The organism is Gilliamella sp. BG7 (assembly GCF_046635565.1).
GTDB lineage: Bacteria > Pseudomonadota > Gammaproteobacteria > Enterobacterales > Orbaceae > Gilliamella > Gilliamella apicola_P.
Genome location: NZ_JBIDFB010000001.1, coordinates 164,554 through 180,564, shown reverse-complemented (window position 1 = coordinate 180,564; position 16,011 = coordinate 164,554). Strand labels below are relative to the sequence as shown.

Sequence of the window (16,011 nt, the reverse complement as noted above, 5' to 3'; positions counted from 1 at the left end):
AACTGCTGGGTAACCAGCAGTTTTTATTAATTACTAGGCGGTTTATATGACAACATCTGAATCACAAGAAAACCCTTATCCCAGTAGTAATTTAAAGAAAAACCTAAAAAATCGTCATTTATTGATGATTTCATTAGGTGGATCAATTGGTACTGGATTATTTATTGGTATTGCAGCTCCACTTAGCACAGTTGGTCCGTTAGGAACAATTATTGCTTATTTAATGGCAGGAAGCATAATGCTTTCAACTATGTTATGTTTAGGTGAACTTTCTTGTGCATTCCCTCATGCAGGTTCATTTCAACACTATGCGTTGATGTTTATACCCAATCCGATTTGGAGTTATACCATCGGTTGGTTGTATTGGCTTAGTTGGGTACTGTCTATGGCGGCAGATTTAACTGCTGCTTCAATGATTGCTCACCAAACCTTCCCTTCGATTCCTATTTATCTTTTTAGTCTATTAATTCTAATTGTTCTTACTTCAGTGCATTTAACCTCTGTTCGTGCATTTGGAGAAAGTGAGTATTGGTTTTCAACTATTAAGGTTCTTGCGATTATTGCATTTATTGGGGTGGGGATTTATTTACTTAATCACCAGTATACCCAAACGCATATTTTACCAACATTTAAAACCGAAAAAGGGTGGTTTCCTAATGGTTTTTTAGCCATATTTGTTTGTATGACTATCGTGACCTATTCCTTTCAGGGCGTCGAATTAATTGGTAGTGCAGCTGGTGAGGCGCAATCTCCACAGTCTGTGTTACCCAAAATTATTACTGGTGTTGCTTTTCGCATTATTCTATTTTATGTTCTGGCTATTGCTGTTTTAGCCCTTGTTTATCCATATGGAACGGTTCATTCTGAAATTAGCCCATTTGTGTGGGTATTTAATAAAGCAGGAATTTCAATAGCTTCGTATTTAATGCTTTTTGTTATTTTTTGTGCGGCAATATCGGCGGCTAATTCTGCAATTTATGCCAGTTCAAGAATGCTGTGGTCTATGGCTCAAGATAAACTCGCACCTCAATATTTTTCAGACGTAAATAAGCGTGGAGTGCCCACAAAAGGTATTTTATTTATTGCTATTATTGCGCTAGTTTCACTATTTTCGAAATATATTGCCGCTGAAAAATTGTATATTTATTTAGTAGCGGGAACAGGGCAAGTGGGATGTTTTGCATGGATTATTATTGCTTGGTGTCAATATCAGTTCCGTAAGGGAGTAAATAACGGTAAATATCCCAAAGAGATGGTAAAGTTCAAATCGCCATTATTTCCTTGGCTGGCAGGGGTTTCTATTATTGTTAATATTGTGATTATTATTGGTGTTTGGTTTGGGGAGTCAGGGCATTTTATTTTATTATCAGAAGTTGTTTTAGTAATAATTATTTTGGTTTCTTACTTTTTCTATAAGAAACGAAATTCTTTAATAATAAAAACGTTAGATTAATTTTATTGACCTATTAATTTGTTTGTAATCACCTAATAAATCGGTTTAGGTGATTACATTTAATTTTTAAAATCAGATTATTAATGTTTTTACTATTTGTGATTTATCTTTATTTTAAGGCACTAAGTTAAGTGCGTTTGCTTGGTATAATCTTGATGAAATCCTTTCTGATACAAGTTATTTTAGAAAAGCTGATACACCCGTAAAAACGACTTGCGCAGCAATAGCTGATATTAGTAACCCAGTAAGTTTTGATAAGATAGCAATACCTGTGTTTTTTAATACTTTAGCAATACTTTTTGCACATAATAGCATTGCATAAATTCCTGAAGATGCAATGAATAAAGAAACAGCGCCAATCATATTGGCTGCAAAGCCTACGGAGCTTGTTCCCATAACAATGATAGTACCAATGGAAGCGGGTCCCATACAAAGTGGAATTGCAAGGGGTACAACACTGATATCGTCATCACTGTTAATTTTGTTCTTTTCTGGAGAATCATTCATTAGTGACACTGCAGTGATAAATAGCAACGCTCCAGAACCAATTCGGAATGCATCAAGAGTAAAACCAAAGACACTAAACATGGTATTACCAAAAAAGAATAGCACTATACCGATGATAAATACGGCACAGGATGTTTTGAGTGCTGTTTTGCGTCTAAGCTGTTCGTCGTATTGTTTTGTGCCACTTAAAAATGCACTTAAAACAGCAGGAGGTGTCATTAATGCAAATAGCTTTACAGTTGTGGCAAGGATATTAACAAGATAGTCATGCATAGTGTTACCTTTCAAAGAATAACAATTAAATTCCCTTTAATTTTGTTAACATTATTAGTTGCTAGGGAATGATTTTTGTTAGATACAAAAACGGTCACCAAAAAGGTGACCATGTTTAATCTGATATTTTTTAATTGGTTTTAGACAATTAAACCAATAAAATTTAGTTAAGGCGCTCTTTGATACGAGCTGCTTTACCACGAAGTTCGCGTAAGTAGTAAAGTTTAGCTTGACGTACTTGACCACGACGTTTCACAGTAATTGAATCAACAATTGGTGAGTGAGTTTGGAATACTCGTTCAACACCTTCACCATTCGAAATCTTACGTACGGTAAATGCAGAGTGCAAACCACGATTACGAATGCCAATAACAACACCTTCATAAGCCTGAAGACGTTTTTTGTTACCTTCAACAACCCATACTTTTACTTCAACCGTGTCACCAGGGCGAAAAGACGGGATGTCTTTTTTCATTTGTTCTTGTTCTAATTGCTGAATAATTGCATTTTTCATAATATTATCTCTTACTAGTTATACTGAAATATTAATTGCTTAGTTTGTCACTATATTCTTGTTGGAATTCAGCGAGTAAACATTGCTCTTCATCAGTCAGAGCTAGATTTGCAAGAAGATCTTCTCTTCTTAACCAAGTTCGTCCTAGTGATTGTTTTAATCGCCAGCGACGAATCGCTTCATGGTGACCAGACATTAATACGTCAGGTACCGCCATTCCATCTAACACCTCAGGACGAGTATAGTGTGGACAGTCAAGTAAACCATTAGCAAAAGAGTCTTCTTTTGCCGATGATTGGTGATTTAGCACGCCAGGAATAAACCTTGCTAATGCATCAATCATGGTCATCGCAGGTATTTCACCACCACTTAACACGTAGTCCCCAATTGACCATTCTTCGTCAATTTCGGTTTGAATAACGCGTTCATCTATACCTTCGTATCGTCCACAAATCAAAATTAAATTTTGATTTTGTGACAATTCACAAACACCTTGTTGGTCTAATTTGCGCCCTTGTGGAGAAAGATAGATTACTTTTGTATTGTTACCTGACACTGTTTTTGCCGCATGAATTGCATCTTTAAGTGGTTGAACCATCATTAACATGCCGGGACCACCACCATAAGGCCTATCATCGACAGTTTTATGCTTATCATGCGCAAAATCGCGAGGGTTCCAATATTCTACTGTTAACAGCCCGTTTTTAACGGCTCGACCAGTTACGCCATAACAGGTAATAGCTTGAAACATTTCTGGAAAAAGGCTAATTACGCCAATCCACATAGTTTTACCTTACCAATTAAAAAGCAGGATCCCAATCGACCACAATCATTTTTGTTGTTAAATCAACTTGTTTTATAAATTGATTATCAACAAAAGGGATTAAACGTTCTGTTGCTCCAAATGCATCTTTTAGATTTGCTTTAACCACTAATACATCGTTAGATCCGGTTTCCATCAAATCAGTTACCAGTCCTAAATCATAGTTATTAACTGTTTTAACTCGGCACCCAATGAGATCTTTCCAGTAAAAATCACCATTGCTAAGTGCTGGTAATTTTTCTGCATCAACAAACACTTCAATATTGGTTAATGCAATGGCTTGATCACGATCATCAATGCCTTCAAGTTTTACAATCATATCATGATTATGCGGTTTAAAACTCTCTACAATTACCTCTTGCCATTGCCCAGCACGCTGGATATACCAAGGAGTGTAATCAAAAATGCTATCTGGGAATTCTGTAAACGAAAAAATTCTGAGCCATCCGCGAATGCCGTAGCTTGAACCAAGTTTACCAACAACAATAAGATTCTCAGTATTCATCATTACAGTGATTATCAATTACTAAATTAAGCAGCTTTTTGTGCTTGTTTAATTAGTGCATTAACACGATCAGAAACAGTTGCACCTAAACCAACCCAATGATTTACGCGATCAAGATCTAAACGTAATTCTTCTGCTTTACCTTGTGCAATTGGATTAAAAAAGCCAACGCGCTCAATAAAACGGCCATCACGTGGGTTACGGCTATCAGTGACAACTACTTGATAAAAAGGGCGCTTTTTAGAGCCACCACGAGCTAAACGAATAGTTACCATAACATCCTCTTAAATTAAAAAATAATCTTTTTCCTGCCCAACACGGACAAATCAAAGCCCCAGAATTATACTCTTTCTAGCAAAAAGTGCAATGACTGTTTGTTGATGAAGCGGTGTTATATTGATTGACTTAAACTAACTTAAAAAAGAGTGGAAAAAATGATACTAACTATAATTTATTTAATTTAAGTGGAAATCGATAAATATAATAAAATAGTGATTTTTATTTTTTGTTCTTTTTGTGAAAGAAAGCTCTCTTTAAAACATCAAAAAAGCCAAGTGAGCGTACCATTTTTTGCCCGTCAACATAAACTCGAATGGCTTTTAATACCTTCTTGGGCTCTTTAGATGCAAAGGTGAATGTGCCATTTTTTTTTGTTTGTATAGAATAACGAGGGATCCATCTACCACCTAATAATACAGAAGCAATCACATAATCAATTTCATTCCATGGTATTTGGATATATTTGCGTGGATCGTGTTGATGATAAAACTCGAAGGCTTTGTCACCAATTATTATATTGCCGTATTCAGATAAGCCTGTAAATGCGGTTGCTTTCATTGTTAAATCAATTTTAGTATTTAATGATTGAACCATCTACCCTATATCCATGCAAAGTTCGAATGATTAATGATACCTTTTCATCACATGGTGTGATGAAAAGGTTAATGTAATATTAAATAGAAAGTTGGCGTTATTTTAAAATATCATACTTTCTAAATATATATAGGCATAGCTATATGTTTAGAAAAGACCGATTACATGGCCAACAATACCTACTATAAATAATCCCAAAATAATTAGGATTGGTGATACTTTTTTACGAAGTAACCACATGCAAAAGAAAGTCAATAGTAAGGGGACAAGTCCAGGTATTAATTGATCTAAGTTATTTTGTAAGGTGGTTACCTTTTGTTGAGTCAGTGATAATCCGCTTTGCATTTGAATTAATGCTTGTTGAATGCCTTCAGCACCTGCTGGTAATGTATTCCAATCAATAAAAGCACCATTGTCTAGCTTGACGCTAGATACGACTGGTTTAAATTTTATTGATACCCATCTTTGTACTAAGGCTGCCAGTACAAACATCCCTAAAATAGAAGCTCCTTTGGTGATTTTTTGTAGTAATCCGCCTGATAAATTATCGGTTATTTTAGAGCCTGTACGGTAACCAAATTCTTGGGTATACCACATGAATCCCCAACGAATAATATTCCATAATAAGAAGAATAAAATTGGTCCCATAATATTACCGCTTAGTGCAAGTGAAGCACCAAGAGCGCCGAGCATTGGACGTACGGTAAACCAAAATACAGGATCACCCACACCCGCTAGTGGTCCCATCATCCCAACTTTTACCCCTTGAATTGCTACGTCATCAACAGCAGCTCCATTAGCCCGTTCCTCTTCAAGTGCAAGAGTTACCCCAAGTACTGGAGAAGCTAAATAGGGGTGAGTATTAAAAAATTCTAGGTGACGCTTAAGAGCTGCAGAGCGAGCCTCTTTGGTGGTATATAATTTTTTGATAGCAGGGATCATTGAATAGACCCATCCACCATTTTGCATACGTTCATAGTTCCAAGACCCTTGGAGGAAGGTTGAACGCCAAGCAACCGCTAAACGATCTTTTTTGTTTAATTGGATTCTATCAGTCATTTTCTTCTCCAAGTTTCTAGTAATCATTTAAAATATCATCAAGTGGGTCACCTTTGCTACCACCATTGGATGAATTACCACGTTCTGAAAGATTGAGGTAAATTAGTGCTAATGCTATACCTAAAGCGCCAAGTGCAATCAGTGTTAATTGTGATATCGCTGCAACGACAAAACCAATAATAAAAAATGGCCATACTTCGCGGTTTGCCATCATATTGATTACCATTGCATAACCAACAGCAACGACCATTCCACCACCAATAGCCATTCCTGTTGTTAGCCATTCTGGCATTGCTTCTAATGTACTTCTAACAACTTCAGCAGGAATAAAGAGTAACGCAGCAGCTGGGATTGCGATACGTAAACCTTGTAAACAGATACCTAAAATTTGTAACCATTCAATTTTATGAATATTGCCTTCTTCCGCTGCCGCATCCATCAGGTGTACTAATGGAACAGCAATAGTTCGTACAATCATGGTTAAGAATAGCCCTGCAACTGCAAGTGGAATAGCAACAGCTATAGCAGTAGATACGCCAGCTATACCTTGGCCGCCTAATACTAAAATAATTGATGAAGCAACCGATGCTAAAGCTGCATCAGGCGCTACTGCCGCCCCGATATTGGCCCAACCGAGTGCAATCATTTGCAACGAACCGCCCAATACAACACCAGCTTCTAAATTACCTGTTACAAGTCCAATTAAAGAACAAGCCACTAAAGGTTGGTGGAATTGAAACTGATCTAAAATACCTTCCATACCAGCTAGAAAGGCAATAACTATCACTAAAATGATAGTAATAATCGACAATGTCATAATATAACCCCTTAAATAAACTAATTCTTTTGTTGCGCCAATTCTTCTTTCGCTTTTTTCAATAATTCGTCCATATTACTGCTAGAGTCATTAGGCACTTTGCGAACATCAAATTTCACATTTTTTGCTTTTAATTTTTCAAATGTATTAACATCATCAGCATTCATTGACAGCACTTTATTAACCATAACCTTTCCTACGGAATGGGCCATCGAACCAATATTAAGTTCATTGATATTGACACCGCCCTCTATGGTTCGTAGCACATCTTTTGGATTTTCAAATAGAAGTAGCGCTTTGGTATTACCAAAACGAGGATCGCGTGAAACTTCAATAATTTTTTTAACTGGAACAACATTTGCTTTTACACCAGGAGGTGCTGCTTCTTGGATGAGTTTTTTTCTTAATTCATCTTTTGCAACCGAATCAGAAACAACAATAATACGGTTAGGATTGGTTGATTTTGTCCATGCTGTTGCCACTTGCCCATGTAATAGACGTGAGTCAACACGAGCTAACACGATTTTCATTTTACCATCTCCAAGTACTGTTCCATCGGGGATAGTATTTGCGTTTTTAGTAGAAACAGAAGATTGTGTTGGTATTTCGACTGTTGTTCGAACACCTTCTTTGCTTGGTTCAATAATTGCGGCAGCAATTTCTTTCGCCGTTTCCATTGAAAAACGAGAAGAATAGGCTTCAATTAACATTGGTAAATTTAAACCAGCAACAATAGCCCAATTACTATGTTCACCACATAAATTGTTAGCCTGATTAAATGGTGTTCCTCCCCATAAATCTACTAAAAACAGGATTTGTTCTTGATTAGCAAATGTTGCAATCGCTTCAAGCATTCGTTCTTTTAAACTTTCAGGACTATCACTTGGATGCAAGGTAACAGCTTTAACATTTTCTTGTTCTCCAAATATCATTGATCCTGATTGTAGAATACCTTCCGCAAACTCACCATGAGTTGCTAGGATAATTCCAACCATATAACGACCTCCTAATTTTTATATTAATTGCATAATATAAAGTATGTAAAATAAAATTATCTTGTTATTTTATAGAGAAAAATAAGTAGTTAACCATGTAGCTATCACGTTTTGATAAAAAACTCAAATTTTCTATTATTTATTAATAGTAAAATTAGTTTATGTTATAGTATTTGACGAATAAAACCATTTTCTTTTTTTAGTTTCAGTCTGGCTTGCTCTGCATTTAAACTTGAAAGAATCATCAAAATAGCAGTTTTACAATGCTTATTACTTTCGGTTAATGCGGCAATGGCTTTTTCTCGGCTGCAATCGGTAGCCTGCATAACAATGGATATCTGTCGTTCAACAAGTTTGGCGTTGGTAGCTTGTACGTCAACCATTAAATTACTATAGACTTTGCCGATTTTTATCATGCTAGCAGTAGTTAACATGTTGAGGACTAATTTTTGTGCTGTACCTGCTTTCATTCTGGAGGATCCTGTAATTACTTCTGCACCAACAATTGGTGTAATAGCAATATTGGCTAAATTAATCATTGGTGCTGATGGGTTACAGCATAAGCTGATCACTATTGCTCCAATTGATTTAGCATATTGCATAGCACCTATTACATAAGGTGTGCGTCCACTAGCTGCAATGCCAACTAAAACATCATTTGAGTTAAAATTAATGTTTTTTAAGTCAGTAATTGCCAATTCTGGGTTATCTTCGGCGTTTTCAATTGCCTTAAAAATAGCTGTTTTGCCTCCAGCAATTAAGCCAATAACTTGTTCTGGTGATGTGCCGTAAGTTGGTGGACATTCACTTGCATCTAAAATACCTAGTCGGCCTGAAGTGCCAGCCCCTATATAGATTAGTCTACCTTGATTTGACAATGTCAAACTAATTGCATCAACGGCTTTTGCGATATTGGGTAATTCTTTTTCAATAGCCAATGCGACTTTTTTATCTTCATTATTGATAATTTGTAGCATTTCTAATGTTGAACAGTTATCTATTTTTTCGCTATTTGGATTACGATTTTCTGTTAGCATTGCTGATAGATTAATGTGATTCATTATTTTTTAATCCTAACCATAATAAAAATATAACTAAAGCAAATAAACTCCCAAAACAAAAACCGATAGCAGTAACCGATAAATTTAAAGTAACGGCTAACGTATAAAGCCCTAACATTATCATCATCGCTGAGTATTCACTTAGGTTTTGTACCGAAATAACACCGCCGGCACCAACTAAATCTTTACCAGTTTTTTGAATAAAAGCATTTAATGGTACCAAAAAGAAGCCACCTAATGCTCCGATAACAATGAGTAAAATATAAGACAAAATTATGTTGCTTTGCAAAGTGAAGGCAATTACCGCTATGCCCATCATTATACCAGCAGGAATACAACGTAAAGTGTTGTTAATTGAAATAAATGTACTAGCTAGGCCTGCACCAATAACAATGCCGATAGCAACTACTGCATAAAGGTTTGTTGGCGTTGCATTGTCATGAATGTTTAATACATCAGGAACCCAGCTAATTAACAGCAAACGTAAAGTAATTCCAGCTCCCCAAAACAAACTAGTACCTAAAAATGCAAATGCGTTCTGCTTATTGGTGAAGATAATTTTAATTATATTAACAAAATTTTTTAGCATGCCTATAAATTGCCATGAAATATTCTGTCGTACAGCAGGTAATTTAGGAATAAAAAAGTTAGTAATAAGTGCCAGTCCATACATTAATACGCAAGCAAGTAAGGAAACACCTACATTAAAATCGGCAATATGACCACCTGCTAGTGAACCAAGTAAAATAGCTGCAATAGTTGATGCTTCTATTAACCCATTTGCTTTAACCAAATTATCACCTGTAGTAAGTTCACCTAAAATTCCATATTTAGCAGGGGAGTATGCTGCAGCGCCTACTCCAATTAAAAAATAGCCTACAAAAGGATTAATGTTTAAACAGATACAACTAGCGCCCAGTAATTTTATACTATTTGAAATCATCATTGCCTTACCTTTTGATATGCTGTCAGCAATTTGACCAACAAAAGGGCAAAGAATGATAAACGGAACTACAAAACTAATCTGTAATACCGATTGACTCCATGCTGGATAATGTAAATTTTTTATGAAAGCTAAGATAGCAAAAAAGATTGCGTTATCGGCAAATGCTGAAAAGAATTGTGCCAGCATGGTTGTAACCATGCCTTTGTTTAACAGTGAATGTTGCTTCATGTAGCAGCCTCTGGCTTATTCGTCAGCCATTTTTCGTAAGGTAATAAAATCAATTTTCCCCGTACCTAGTAGCGGTAACTCTTTTACTATACGAATATCACGAGGAATAGCTAGTGCTGGAATGCCCAATTCTTGAGATGCCTGATTAAGCTGCTCTCGATTTAAATTTGTCGAGGTAGTAAATAAAACAATTGCTTCACCTTTATTCGCATCGGCTTTAACTGTTGCGCCGTGCATTGCATCAGAATCGATTTTTTTTGCTAAGGATTCTACACTTTCTAATGAAACCATTTCTCCAGCAATTTTGGCAAATCGTTTTAAACGTCCTTTAATTGTTACAAATCCCTCACTATCAATAGCAACGATATCGCCGGTATCATACCAACCTTTTTCGGCTTGTCCATTTTCATCAACTGCTACTGGTTCTTCAAGTTTGCCCGGATTTTCCACCCGTAAATAGCCTTTCATCACATTAGGTCCTTTAACTTGCAATTGACCTCCATCGCTAATGCCAGGAATGTGAATTAATCTTGATGCCATGCCTGGCAATAATCGACCTACTGTACCTGTTTTAAACGCCATAGGAACATTCAGAGCCACAGCTGGCGCACACTCAGTAACGCCATAACCTTCTAAAATACGTATACCATATTTGTCTCTCCACTGTTCACGCACTATGTCTGATAATTTTTCTGCTCCAGCAACAACATAGCGTAAACGCATAAAATCATATGGGTGTGCGTAAATGGCATAGTTTGCTAAGAAAGTTGGCGTACCAAATAAAACCGTACAATCTTGATCATAAATAATTTCAGGTACCATCCGATAATGTAATGGATTTGGATATAAAAATGTACGACTACCAGAAAATAGTGGTAGAAATAATCCTGCTGTAATACCAAAAGCATGGAATAATGGTAGTGCTGACATAAATCGATCGGCTGGCGTTGGATCAATAACGGTTCGAATTTGTTCAACATTTGCAAGTAAGCTAGCATGGCTATGGACAACACCTTTAGGATTACCCTCTGAGCCCGAGGTGAATAGTACTAGTGCTTCGTCATCACTTGATTGGGGGCATTTAACTAAACGAGGAATATATTGATGAACTGCGACATAAAGTTTATCTTTAAAATTTAAACTATTACGTAGATCTTCAAGGAAACACCATTTAACATTTTTTATTTCTTCAAGAAGATAATCTAATTTTCCCTTTTTAATAAATTTGCGCGAAGTAATAATAATTTTAATTTCAGCAGCTTTAACTGCACAAGTAAGACCTTTGGTTCCGGCGGTATAATTTAGCATAGCAGGAATTCGATTTTTAACTGATAGACCGAAAATTGTCGCAACAGTAATGGTTGCATTAGGTAATAAAACTCCTACACGCTCTTTATTCTTAGTGATTTTAGCAATAATACGGCTAACCCCTATAATTTGTTTTAACAAATTACGATAAGATGCTTCGTTAGTTGTAGGGTCTTGCACCATTCTTGATTTTACACCATAGCGGACTTGTGCTTCCAATAGTGCTTCAAATAGAGTTAACTTTGGACGACTTGCCATGCGTGCATTCATCATAATTTGATGAAGTTTTTCACCTGCAATATAACGTTTTTCATTAGATTTAAGCGCATCAGGCATTTTTATAGATGTCGGTTTAAGTACATGAATGGTTATTTTAGGAAATAAACGACGTTTAAATAATCCTTTTAAACGACTAGTTAATGTAAATTCAGCGCCCTCGATCCACACTGGTACAATTGCGGACTGAGAACGAGCAGCAACAAAAGCAGCGCCATCATAAATTTTCATTAATGAGCCTGTTACAGTAATTCTTCCTTCAGGAAATATCACTATCGGCCTACCTTTTTCAACTTCTCTAACTAATCGCTTTATTGCCATTGGACTAAGTGGATCCATTGGCACAAAATCAACATAGCGTTTTGCTAAACGGACTAACCAATGATTAATATAGCTAGGATAAATAGCAAAGACCGTTCTTACTGGCAAAAACACACCAATTAAAATACCATCAAGGAAAGATACATGGTTAGGTGTAATAATAATTCTGTCTTGTTTTAAATTTTCTAGATCACCATTAATTTTAACTTGGAATAAAATCTTTAAGAAAAATTTTAATATTTTAAATAACATCTGATTTCTCAATTACCGTGAAAAATTACACGGCGTAATAATAGTGAAAATATACAGAATAAACAAGAACTGTGTTTTTTCTTAATTTTTGTTATATAAGACAGCTTTTTATGGTTTAATTGACAATGAATCTTGATTAAAAAAATAGATAATAGATACTAAAAATCTAAATAAACATAGAAAATCAATAAGGAATTAATATGCTCATTTTAACGGCCAATGATATTGAAAGATTTTATACTATGAAAGATGCGATAGCTGCAGATAAACAAGCTTTGAAAATCTATAGTCAAGGAAACAGTGATGTGCCGTTACGAATAAATTTTGATATGCAAAAGGGGCAATGTTTGTTTATGCCCGCACATATTAAAGGTAGCGATATTGTGGGTATAAAAATAGTTTCGGTATTTCCTGACAATCCTAAATTGGGTAAACCATCAGTACCGGCTCAAGTTTTAATGTTAGATCCGCAAACAGGTGAAGTCTGTGCTATGTTAGATGGCACTTTTGTCACTCAGCTTCGTACGGGAGCCGTTCAAGGTGCTGCAACCGATTTGCTAGCTCGTAAAAATGCTAGTCGAGCTGTGTTGATAGGTACAGGTGGGCAATCAGTATCTCAATTAGAGGCAATGTTAACTGTTCGTTCGCTTACTGACGTCGCTATTTTTGATATTGATACACAAAAAGCGAAACAATTTACAGAAGAGATGAAACATCGTTTTGCTCATTTTTCTACTAATCTTTATTTTTCAAAAAATTTGGATGAAGACATTAGCCAAGCCGATATCATTACTTCGGTTACAACGTCAAAAGTTGTGACATTTAATGGCGAAAAAGTAAAACTTGGCACGCACATTAATGGTGTAGGTGCTTATACACCATTAATGCATGAAATTCCTGAATGTGTAGTTGAAAAGGCTAATATTCGGGTAGTTGATACTAAAGAAGGCGTATTTGCTGAAGCAGGTGATATTATTGATACAATTAAACAAAAATTGGTATCAGAAGATGATTTTTTAGAGTTAGGAGATTTAGTGATAGATCCAACCCAATGCCGTCTAAATGATCAGCAAGTCACGCTGTTTAAAACTGTTGGTACAGCCGTATTAGACGTGTATATTGGCTATGATATCTATCTTAAAGCAAAAGAAAAAGGAATTGGTACGTTTTTGTAATACTTAGACATCAAGTTCGTATGATTTTTTGTCAAAAAGTTTCAGATAAATAGGTGGTTGAGTGTAAAAACTAGCTTTTTAATTCTTCTTTTTGTGAACGTCTAAGTAATGCCATCGCTGCCTGTTTTGGGTCTTTATGCTCATAAAGAACTTGGTAAATTTGTTCAGTGATTGGCATATCTACATGATATTTTTGGGCTAATAACCAGACTTCTTTTGTATTGTTGCGCCCTTCAACAACTTGGCCAATAGCATCTTGAGCTTCTTGAATGGATTTATTTTGGCCAAGTAACATTCCAAAACGGCGATTGCGGGATTGATCATCGGTACAAGTTAAAACCAAATCACCTAGTCCTGCCATTCCCATAAAGGTTGCTGGATCTGCACCTAACACTGCACCTAAACGCATCATTTCAGCAAGTCCACGTGTAATTAATGCTGTTCTGGCATTGGCTCCAAAGCCAAGACCATCAGATAATCCAGCACCAATAGCGATAACATTTTTGATTGCACCACCAAGTTGTACTCCAATAAAATCTGTGCTGCTATAGACACGGAAGCTTTTGCTACAATGAAACAAAGTTTGCAGTTGATTCAAAAAATGCTCATCAGTTGACGCTACAGTTACCGCTGTTGGTAATCCAGATGCAACTTCTTTAGCAAAAGTTGGGCCAGAAATGACCGCTAATGGAATCTTATCGCCCAAAATCTCTTTCGCAACATCTTGTAATAATCGACCAGTATCAACTTCAAGGCCTTTTGTAGCCCAGACAATTTTTGTATCTTGGTTTAAAAAAGGTTTAATTTGAGTCAAAATGCAAGCAAAAGCGTGACTTGGTACTACAATAAGTAAAATTGGTGCTGCTGAAACTGCCGTTTTTAAATCAGTTTCAATTTGTAACAGATCTGGGAAAGGAATATTCGGTAGAAACTGTTTATTTTGCCTATCATGCTGCAAAATGGTCATTTTATCAGGATTGTGCCCCCATAATAAAGTTGAGTGACCATTTCTTGCCAGTAAAATAGCTAAAGAGGTTCCATAAGATCCAGCGCCAATTACTGTTACTGCAGCATCTTTTTTCATAATCATCTAATAAATTTATTATCAGTTAATTGCAATACAATGACTATTGTAGTGTTTCTTTTGATTCAGCTTCAGCTTGTTGTTGCTGAATATAGTTCATAAATAATGCTTCAAAATTTACTGGTTCTAAATTCACTTGTGGGAATGTACCTTTATTCACTAAACTTGAAATTACTTCACGAGCATAAGGGAACAAAATATTTGGGCAATAAGCACCAACACAATGTTGAATTTGGCCTTCATCAAATCCGACAAGTGAGAAAATACCAGCTTGAGTAACTTCACAGATATATACAACTTCGTTTTGTTGTTTTACTGTTACAGTGACACGAAGTGCAACTTCATATACATTTTCGCTTAAAACTTGCGAAGATGAATTTAATTCAAGATTCAACTCTGGTTGCCATTGTTTAGTAAAAATTTCTGGAACATTGTTAGTTTCAAATGAAACATCTTTAGTATAAATACGTTGAATAGCAAACTGTGTTTCTGGTTGTTGTGTATTGTTTTGTTCTGTCATGATAAAACCTTATTTTTTATAATATTATTTTCTAACTAATGGTAAATTCTCGCCGTTCCATCCAGCAATGCCGTCTTTTAATACAAAGACATTTGAAAAACCTTGTTTGACAAGTATTTCACCTATATTCGTTGATGATAAACCATTCTCATCAATTAAAATAACAATATTTTCTTTAAATTTTTCAATTGTTTTTGCACTTGCATTTTTAATATCGGTAGGCAAAATATTGTGAGAATCTGTTATATGCCCTTTTTTAAAACTATCAGCAGAGCGAGTATCAATAATAACTGCATCTTGCTTATTAATCATATGGATTGCTTGAGCATTATTGATAATTTTAACTTTAGACAGTTTACATTTGATGGTTAGTACAATGATTGCAATAAACAGTACAACCCAACCTAAGGAAAGTAAAAGATGATTTTTTACAAAAGGTAGAATTTCGAGTGTTATAAAGTCCATACTTGTATAATTACCTAGTTTCTTCAATATAAGGAGTGATTATAGCGATAATGTGTAATGAAATATAGTGCCAATAATTGAAAAATTACTCTATAGTGAGCTGTTTTATTTTAAGAGGTATAGGAATGACTCACTTTGATTACAGTAATTCAAGAAACTATTGTAATGAATATATATAAAAATACAAAACTAACGCCGTATCACGTACAAGAAATATATATGGCGTTTATATCATAAAAAAATAATCGTTACCGGTTTAGCTAAACTTTTTATGGTCAGTGGTTCGACTATTTATAACGTATTAAAGAAAACATGATTGAATTTATTTACCCCTTTAACTAGTAAAAATGCGTTTTATAAAACCATCAGTCATGGAATTAAATATTTAGTTAAAGTTAATAAATTAATTAAAGATAAATTAAGGCGACAAATTAAGGACTATAACAAGAGCTATCTAGGCGAACTGCTATATGTCAATACCAAACATCCATTTTGGGTATTCCATTTATAACACCGGAAGACCTTATGAGTATTGAATAATATGATTTTCGTTGAA

Annotated in this window: 16 protein-coding genes and 2 pseudogenes; 2 read left to right on the top strand and 16 right to left on the bottom strand. The window is 35.3% G+C overall.

All coding sequences use genetic code 11. The features are described 5' to 3' along the window. The first annotated feature begins 46 nt into the window (after window positions 1-46). Window positions 47-1,453 (top strand): amino acid permease, encoded by a 1,407-nt coding sequence (locus tag ACGH49_RS00805; protein ID WP_411587874.1) that lies wholly within the window; start codon window positions 47-49, stop codon window positions 1,451-1,453. 177 nt (window positions 1,454-1,630) lie between these two features. Here the strand turns inward: ACGH49_RS00805 and ACGH49_RS00800 are convergent, their stop codons facing one another. The 13 genes and pseudogenes from ACGH49_RS00800 to aas form a co-directional block, all read right to left on the bottom strand. Next, complete coding sequence (locus ACGH49_RS00800; protein WP_411587873.1) at window positions 1,631-2,233, bottom strand: MarC family protein; 603 nt, start codon at window positions 2,231-2,233, stop codon at window positions 1,631-1,633. Window positions 2,234-2,396: 163 nt separating this feature from the next. Beyond that, on the bottom strand, window positions 2,397-2,747 hold the full coding sequence (gene rplS, locus ACGH49_RS00795; RefSeq protein WP_034913735.1) for a 50S ribosomal protein L19: 351 nt from the start codon (window positions 2,745-2,747) through the stop codon (window positions 2,397-2,399). A 31-nt stretch (window positions 2,748-2,778) separates the two neighbouring features. Beyond that, complete coding sequence (gene trmD, locus ACGH49_RS00790; protein WP_065575039.1) at window positions 2,779-3,531, bottom strand: tRNA (guanosine(37)-N1)-methyltransferase TrmD; 753 nt, start codon at window positions 3,529-3,531, stop codon at window positions 2,779-2,781. A gap of 16 nt (window positions 3,532-3,547) precedes the next feature. Further along, the gene (gene rimM, locus ACGH49_RS00785) at window positions 3,548-4,078 is read right to left on the bottom strand and encodes a ribosome maturation factor RimM (RefSeq protein ID WP_296208369.1); all 531 of its coding nucleotides are present in this window, start codon (window positions 4,076-4,078) and stop codon (window positions 3,548-3,550) included. Between the two features lie 23 nt (window positions 4,079-4,101). Next, window positions 4,102-4,350, bottom strand: coding sequence for a 30S ribosomal protein S16 (gene rpsP, locus ACGH49_RS00780; protein WP_034900786.1), 249 nt, complete (start codon window positions 4,348-4,350; stop codon window positions 4,102-4,104). A 223-nt stretch (window positions 4,351-4,573) separates the two neighbouring features. Continuing rightward, window positions 4,574-4,948: a DUF956 family protein gene (locus ACGH49_RS00775; protein ID WP_065609115.1), complete on the bottom strand. Its 375-nt coding sequence runs from the start codon at window positions 4,946-4,948 to the stop codon at window positions 4,574-4,576. Window positions 4,949-5,095: 147 nt separating this feature from the next. Then, entirely contained in the window at window positions 5,096-6,007 is a 912-nt protein-coding gene (locus tag ACGH49_RS00770; protein WP_411587872.1) for a PTS system mannose/fructose/sorbose family transporter subunit IID, read from the bottom strand. 16 nt (window positions 6,008-6,023) lie between these two features. After that, window positions 6,024-6,818: a PTS mannose/fructose/sorbose transporter subunit IIC gene (locus ACGH49_RS00765; protein WP_366881446.1), complete on the bottom strand. Its 795-nt coding sequence runs from the start codon at window positions 6,816-6,818 to the stop codon at window positions 6,024-6,026. A 26-nt stretch (window positions 6,819-6,844) separates the two neighbouring features. Further along, window positions 6,845-7,384: pseudogene (locus tag ACGH49_RS00760) on the bottom strand (PTS system mannose/fructose/N-acetylgalactosamine-transporter subunit IIB); the annotation flags it as partial. A gap of 59 nt (window positions 7,385-7,443) precedes the next feature. Then, window positions 7,444-7,819, bottom strand: a pseudogene (locus ACGH49_RS00755) (PTS sugar transporter subunit IIA); the annotation flags it as partial. 164 nt (window positions 7,820-7,983) lie between these two features. Further along, entirely contained in the window at window positions 7,984-8,880 is an 897-nt protein-coding gene (gene murQ / locus ACGH49_RS00750) for an N-acetylmuramic acid 6-phosphate etherase (protein ID WP_065608718.1), read from the bottom strand. Then, window positions 8,867-10,054 (bottom strand): lysophospholipid transporter LplT, encoded by a 1,188-nt coding sequence (gene lplT / locus ACGH49_RS00745; protein ID WP_411587871.1) that lies wholly within the window; start codon window positions 10,052-10,054, stop codon window positions 8,867-8,869. Before lplT ends, murQ begins: the two co-directional genes overlap by 14 nt. Window positions 10,055-10,069: 15 nt before the next feature. Beyond that, window positions 10,070-12,211 carry a bifunctional acyl-ACP--phospholipid O-acyltransferase/long-chain-fatty-acid--ACP ligase gene (aas, locus tag ACGH49_RS00740; RefSeq protein ID WP_296208387.1) on the bottom strand — a complete coding sequence of 714 codons (2,142 nt, stop codon included), beginning with the start codon at window positions 12,209-12,211 and terminating at the stop codon, window positions 10,070-10,072. Between the two features lie 200 nt (window positions 12,212-12,411). Here aas and ACGH49_RS00735 point away from each other — a divergent pair, with 200 nt between their 5' ends. Beyond that, window positions 12,412-13,386 carry a hypothetical protein gene (locus ACGH49_RS00735; RefSeq protein ID WP_296208391.1) on the top strand — a complete coding sequence of 325 codons (975 nt, stop codon included), beginning with the start codon at window positions 12,412-12,414 and terminating at the stop codon, window positions 13,384-13,386. Between the two features lie 70 nt (window positions 13,387-13,456). On the opposite strand, the gene gpsA is transcribed toward ACGH49_RS00735, so the two are convergent. From gpsA to ACGH49_RS00720, 3 genes are read right to left on the bottom strand one after another with little or no spacing between them, the layout of a single operon-like run. Continuing rightward, complete coding sequence (gene gpsA, locus ACGH49_RS00730) at window positions 13,457-14,473, bottom strand: NAD(P)H-dependent glycerol-3-phosphate dehydrogenase (protein ID WP_411587962.1); 1,017 nt, start codon at window positions 14,471-14,473, stop codon at window positions 13,457-13,459. A gap of 40 nt (window positions 14,474-14,513) precedes the next feature. Next, entirely contained in the window at window positions 14,514-14,990 is a 477-nt protein-coding gene (gene secB, locus ACGH49_RS00725; protein WP_065561473.1) for a protein-export chaperone SecB, read from the bottom strand. Window positions 14,991-15,014: 24 nt separating this feature from the next. Then, window positions 15,015-15,455, bottom strand: coding sequence for a rhodanese-like domain-containing protein (locus ACGH49_RS00720; protein WP_411587870.1), 441 nt, complete (start codon window positions 15,453-15,455; stop codon window positions 15,015-15,017). Window positions 15,456-16,011: the final 556 nt, after the last annotated feature.

Bases quoted from the DNA above. Each gene is read 5' to 3' on its own strand.
- ACGH49_RS00805 (WP_411587874.1), top strand. From the start codon at position 47: ATGACAACATCTGAATCACAAGAAAACCCTTATCCCAGTAGTAATTTA.
- ACGH49_RS00800 (WP_411587873.1), bottom strand. From the start codon at position 2,233: ATGCATGACTATCTTGTTAATATCCTTGCCACAACTGTAAAGCTATTT.
- rplS (WP_034913735.1), bottom strand. From the start codon at position 2,747: ATGAAAAATGCAATTATTCAGCAATTAGAACAAGAACAAATGAAAAAA.
- trmD (WP_065575039.1), bottom strand. From the start codon at position 3,531: ATGTGGATTGGCGTAATTAGCCTTTTTCCAGAAATGTTTCAAGCTATT.
- rimM (WP_296208369.1), bottom strand. From the start codon at position 4,078: ATGATGAATACTGAGAATCTTATTGTTGTTGGTAAACTTGGTTCAAGC.
- rpsP (WP_034900786.1), bottom strand. From the start codon at position 4,350: ATGGTAACTATTCGTTTAGCTCGTGGTGGCTCTAAAAAGCGCCCTTTT.
- ACGH49_RS00775 (WP_065609115.1), bottom strand. From the start codon at position 4,948: ATGGTTCAATCATTAAATACTAAAATTGATTTAACAATGAAAGCAACC.
- ACGH49_RS00770 (WP_411587872.1), bottom strand. From the start codon at position 6,007: ATGACTGATAGAATCCAATTAAACAAAAAAGATCGTTTAGCGGTTGCT.
- murQ (WP_065608718.1), bottom strand. From the start codon at position 8,880: ATGAATCACATTAATCTATCAGCAATGCTAACAGAAAATCGTAATCCA.
- lplT (WP_411587871.1), bottom strand. From the start codon at position 10,054: ATGAAGCAACATTCACTGTTAAACAAAGGCATGGTTACAACCATGCTG.
- aas (WP_296208387.1), bottom strand. From the start codon at position 12,211: ATGTTATTTAAAATATTAAAATTTTTCTTAAAGATTTTATTCCAAGTT.
- ACGH49_RS00735 (WP_296208391.1), top strand. From the start codon at position 12,412: ATGCTCATTTTAACGGCCAATGATATTGAAAGATTTTATACTATGAAA.
- secB (WP_065561473.1), bottom strand. From the start codon at position 14,990: ATGACAGAACAAAACAATACACAACAACCAGAAACACAGTTTGCTATT.
- ACGH49_RS00720 (WP_411587870.1), bottom strand. From the start codon at position 15,455: ATGGACTTTATAACACTCGAAATTCTACCTTTTGTAAAAAATCATCTT.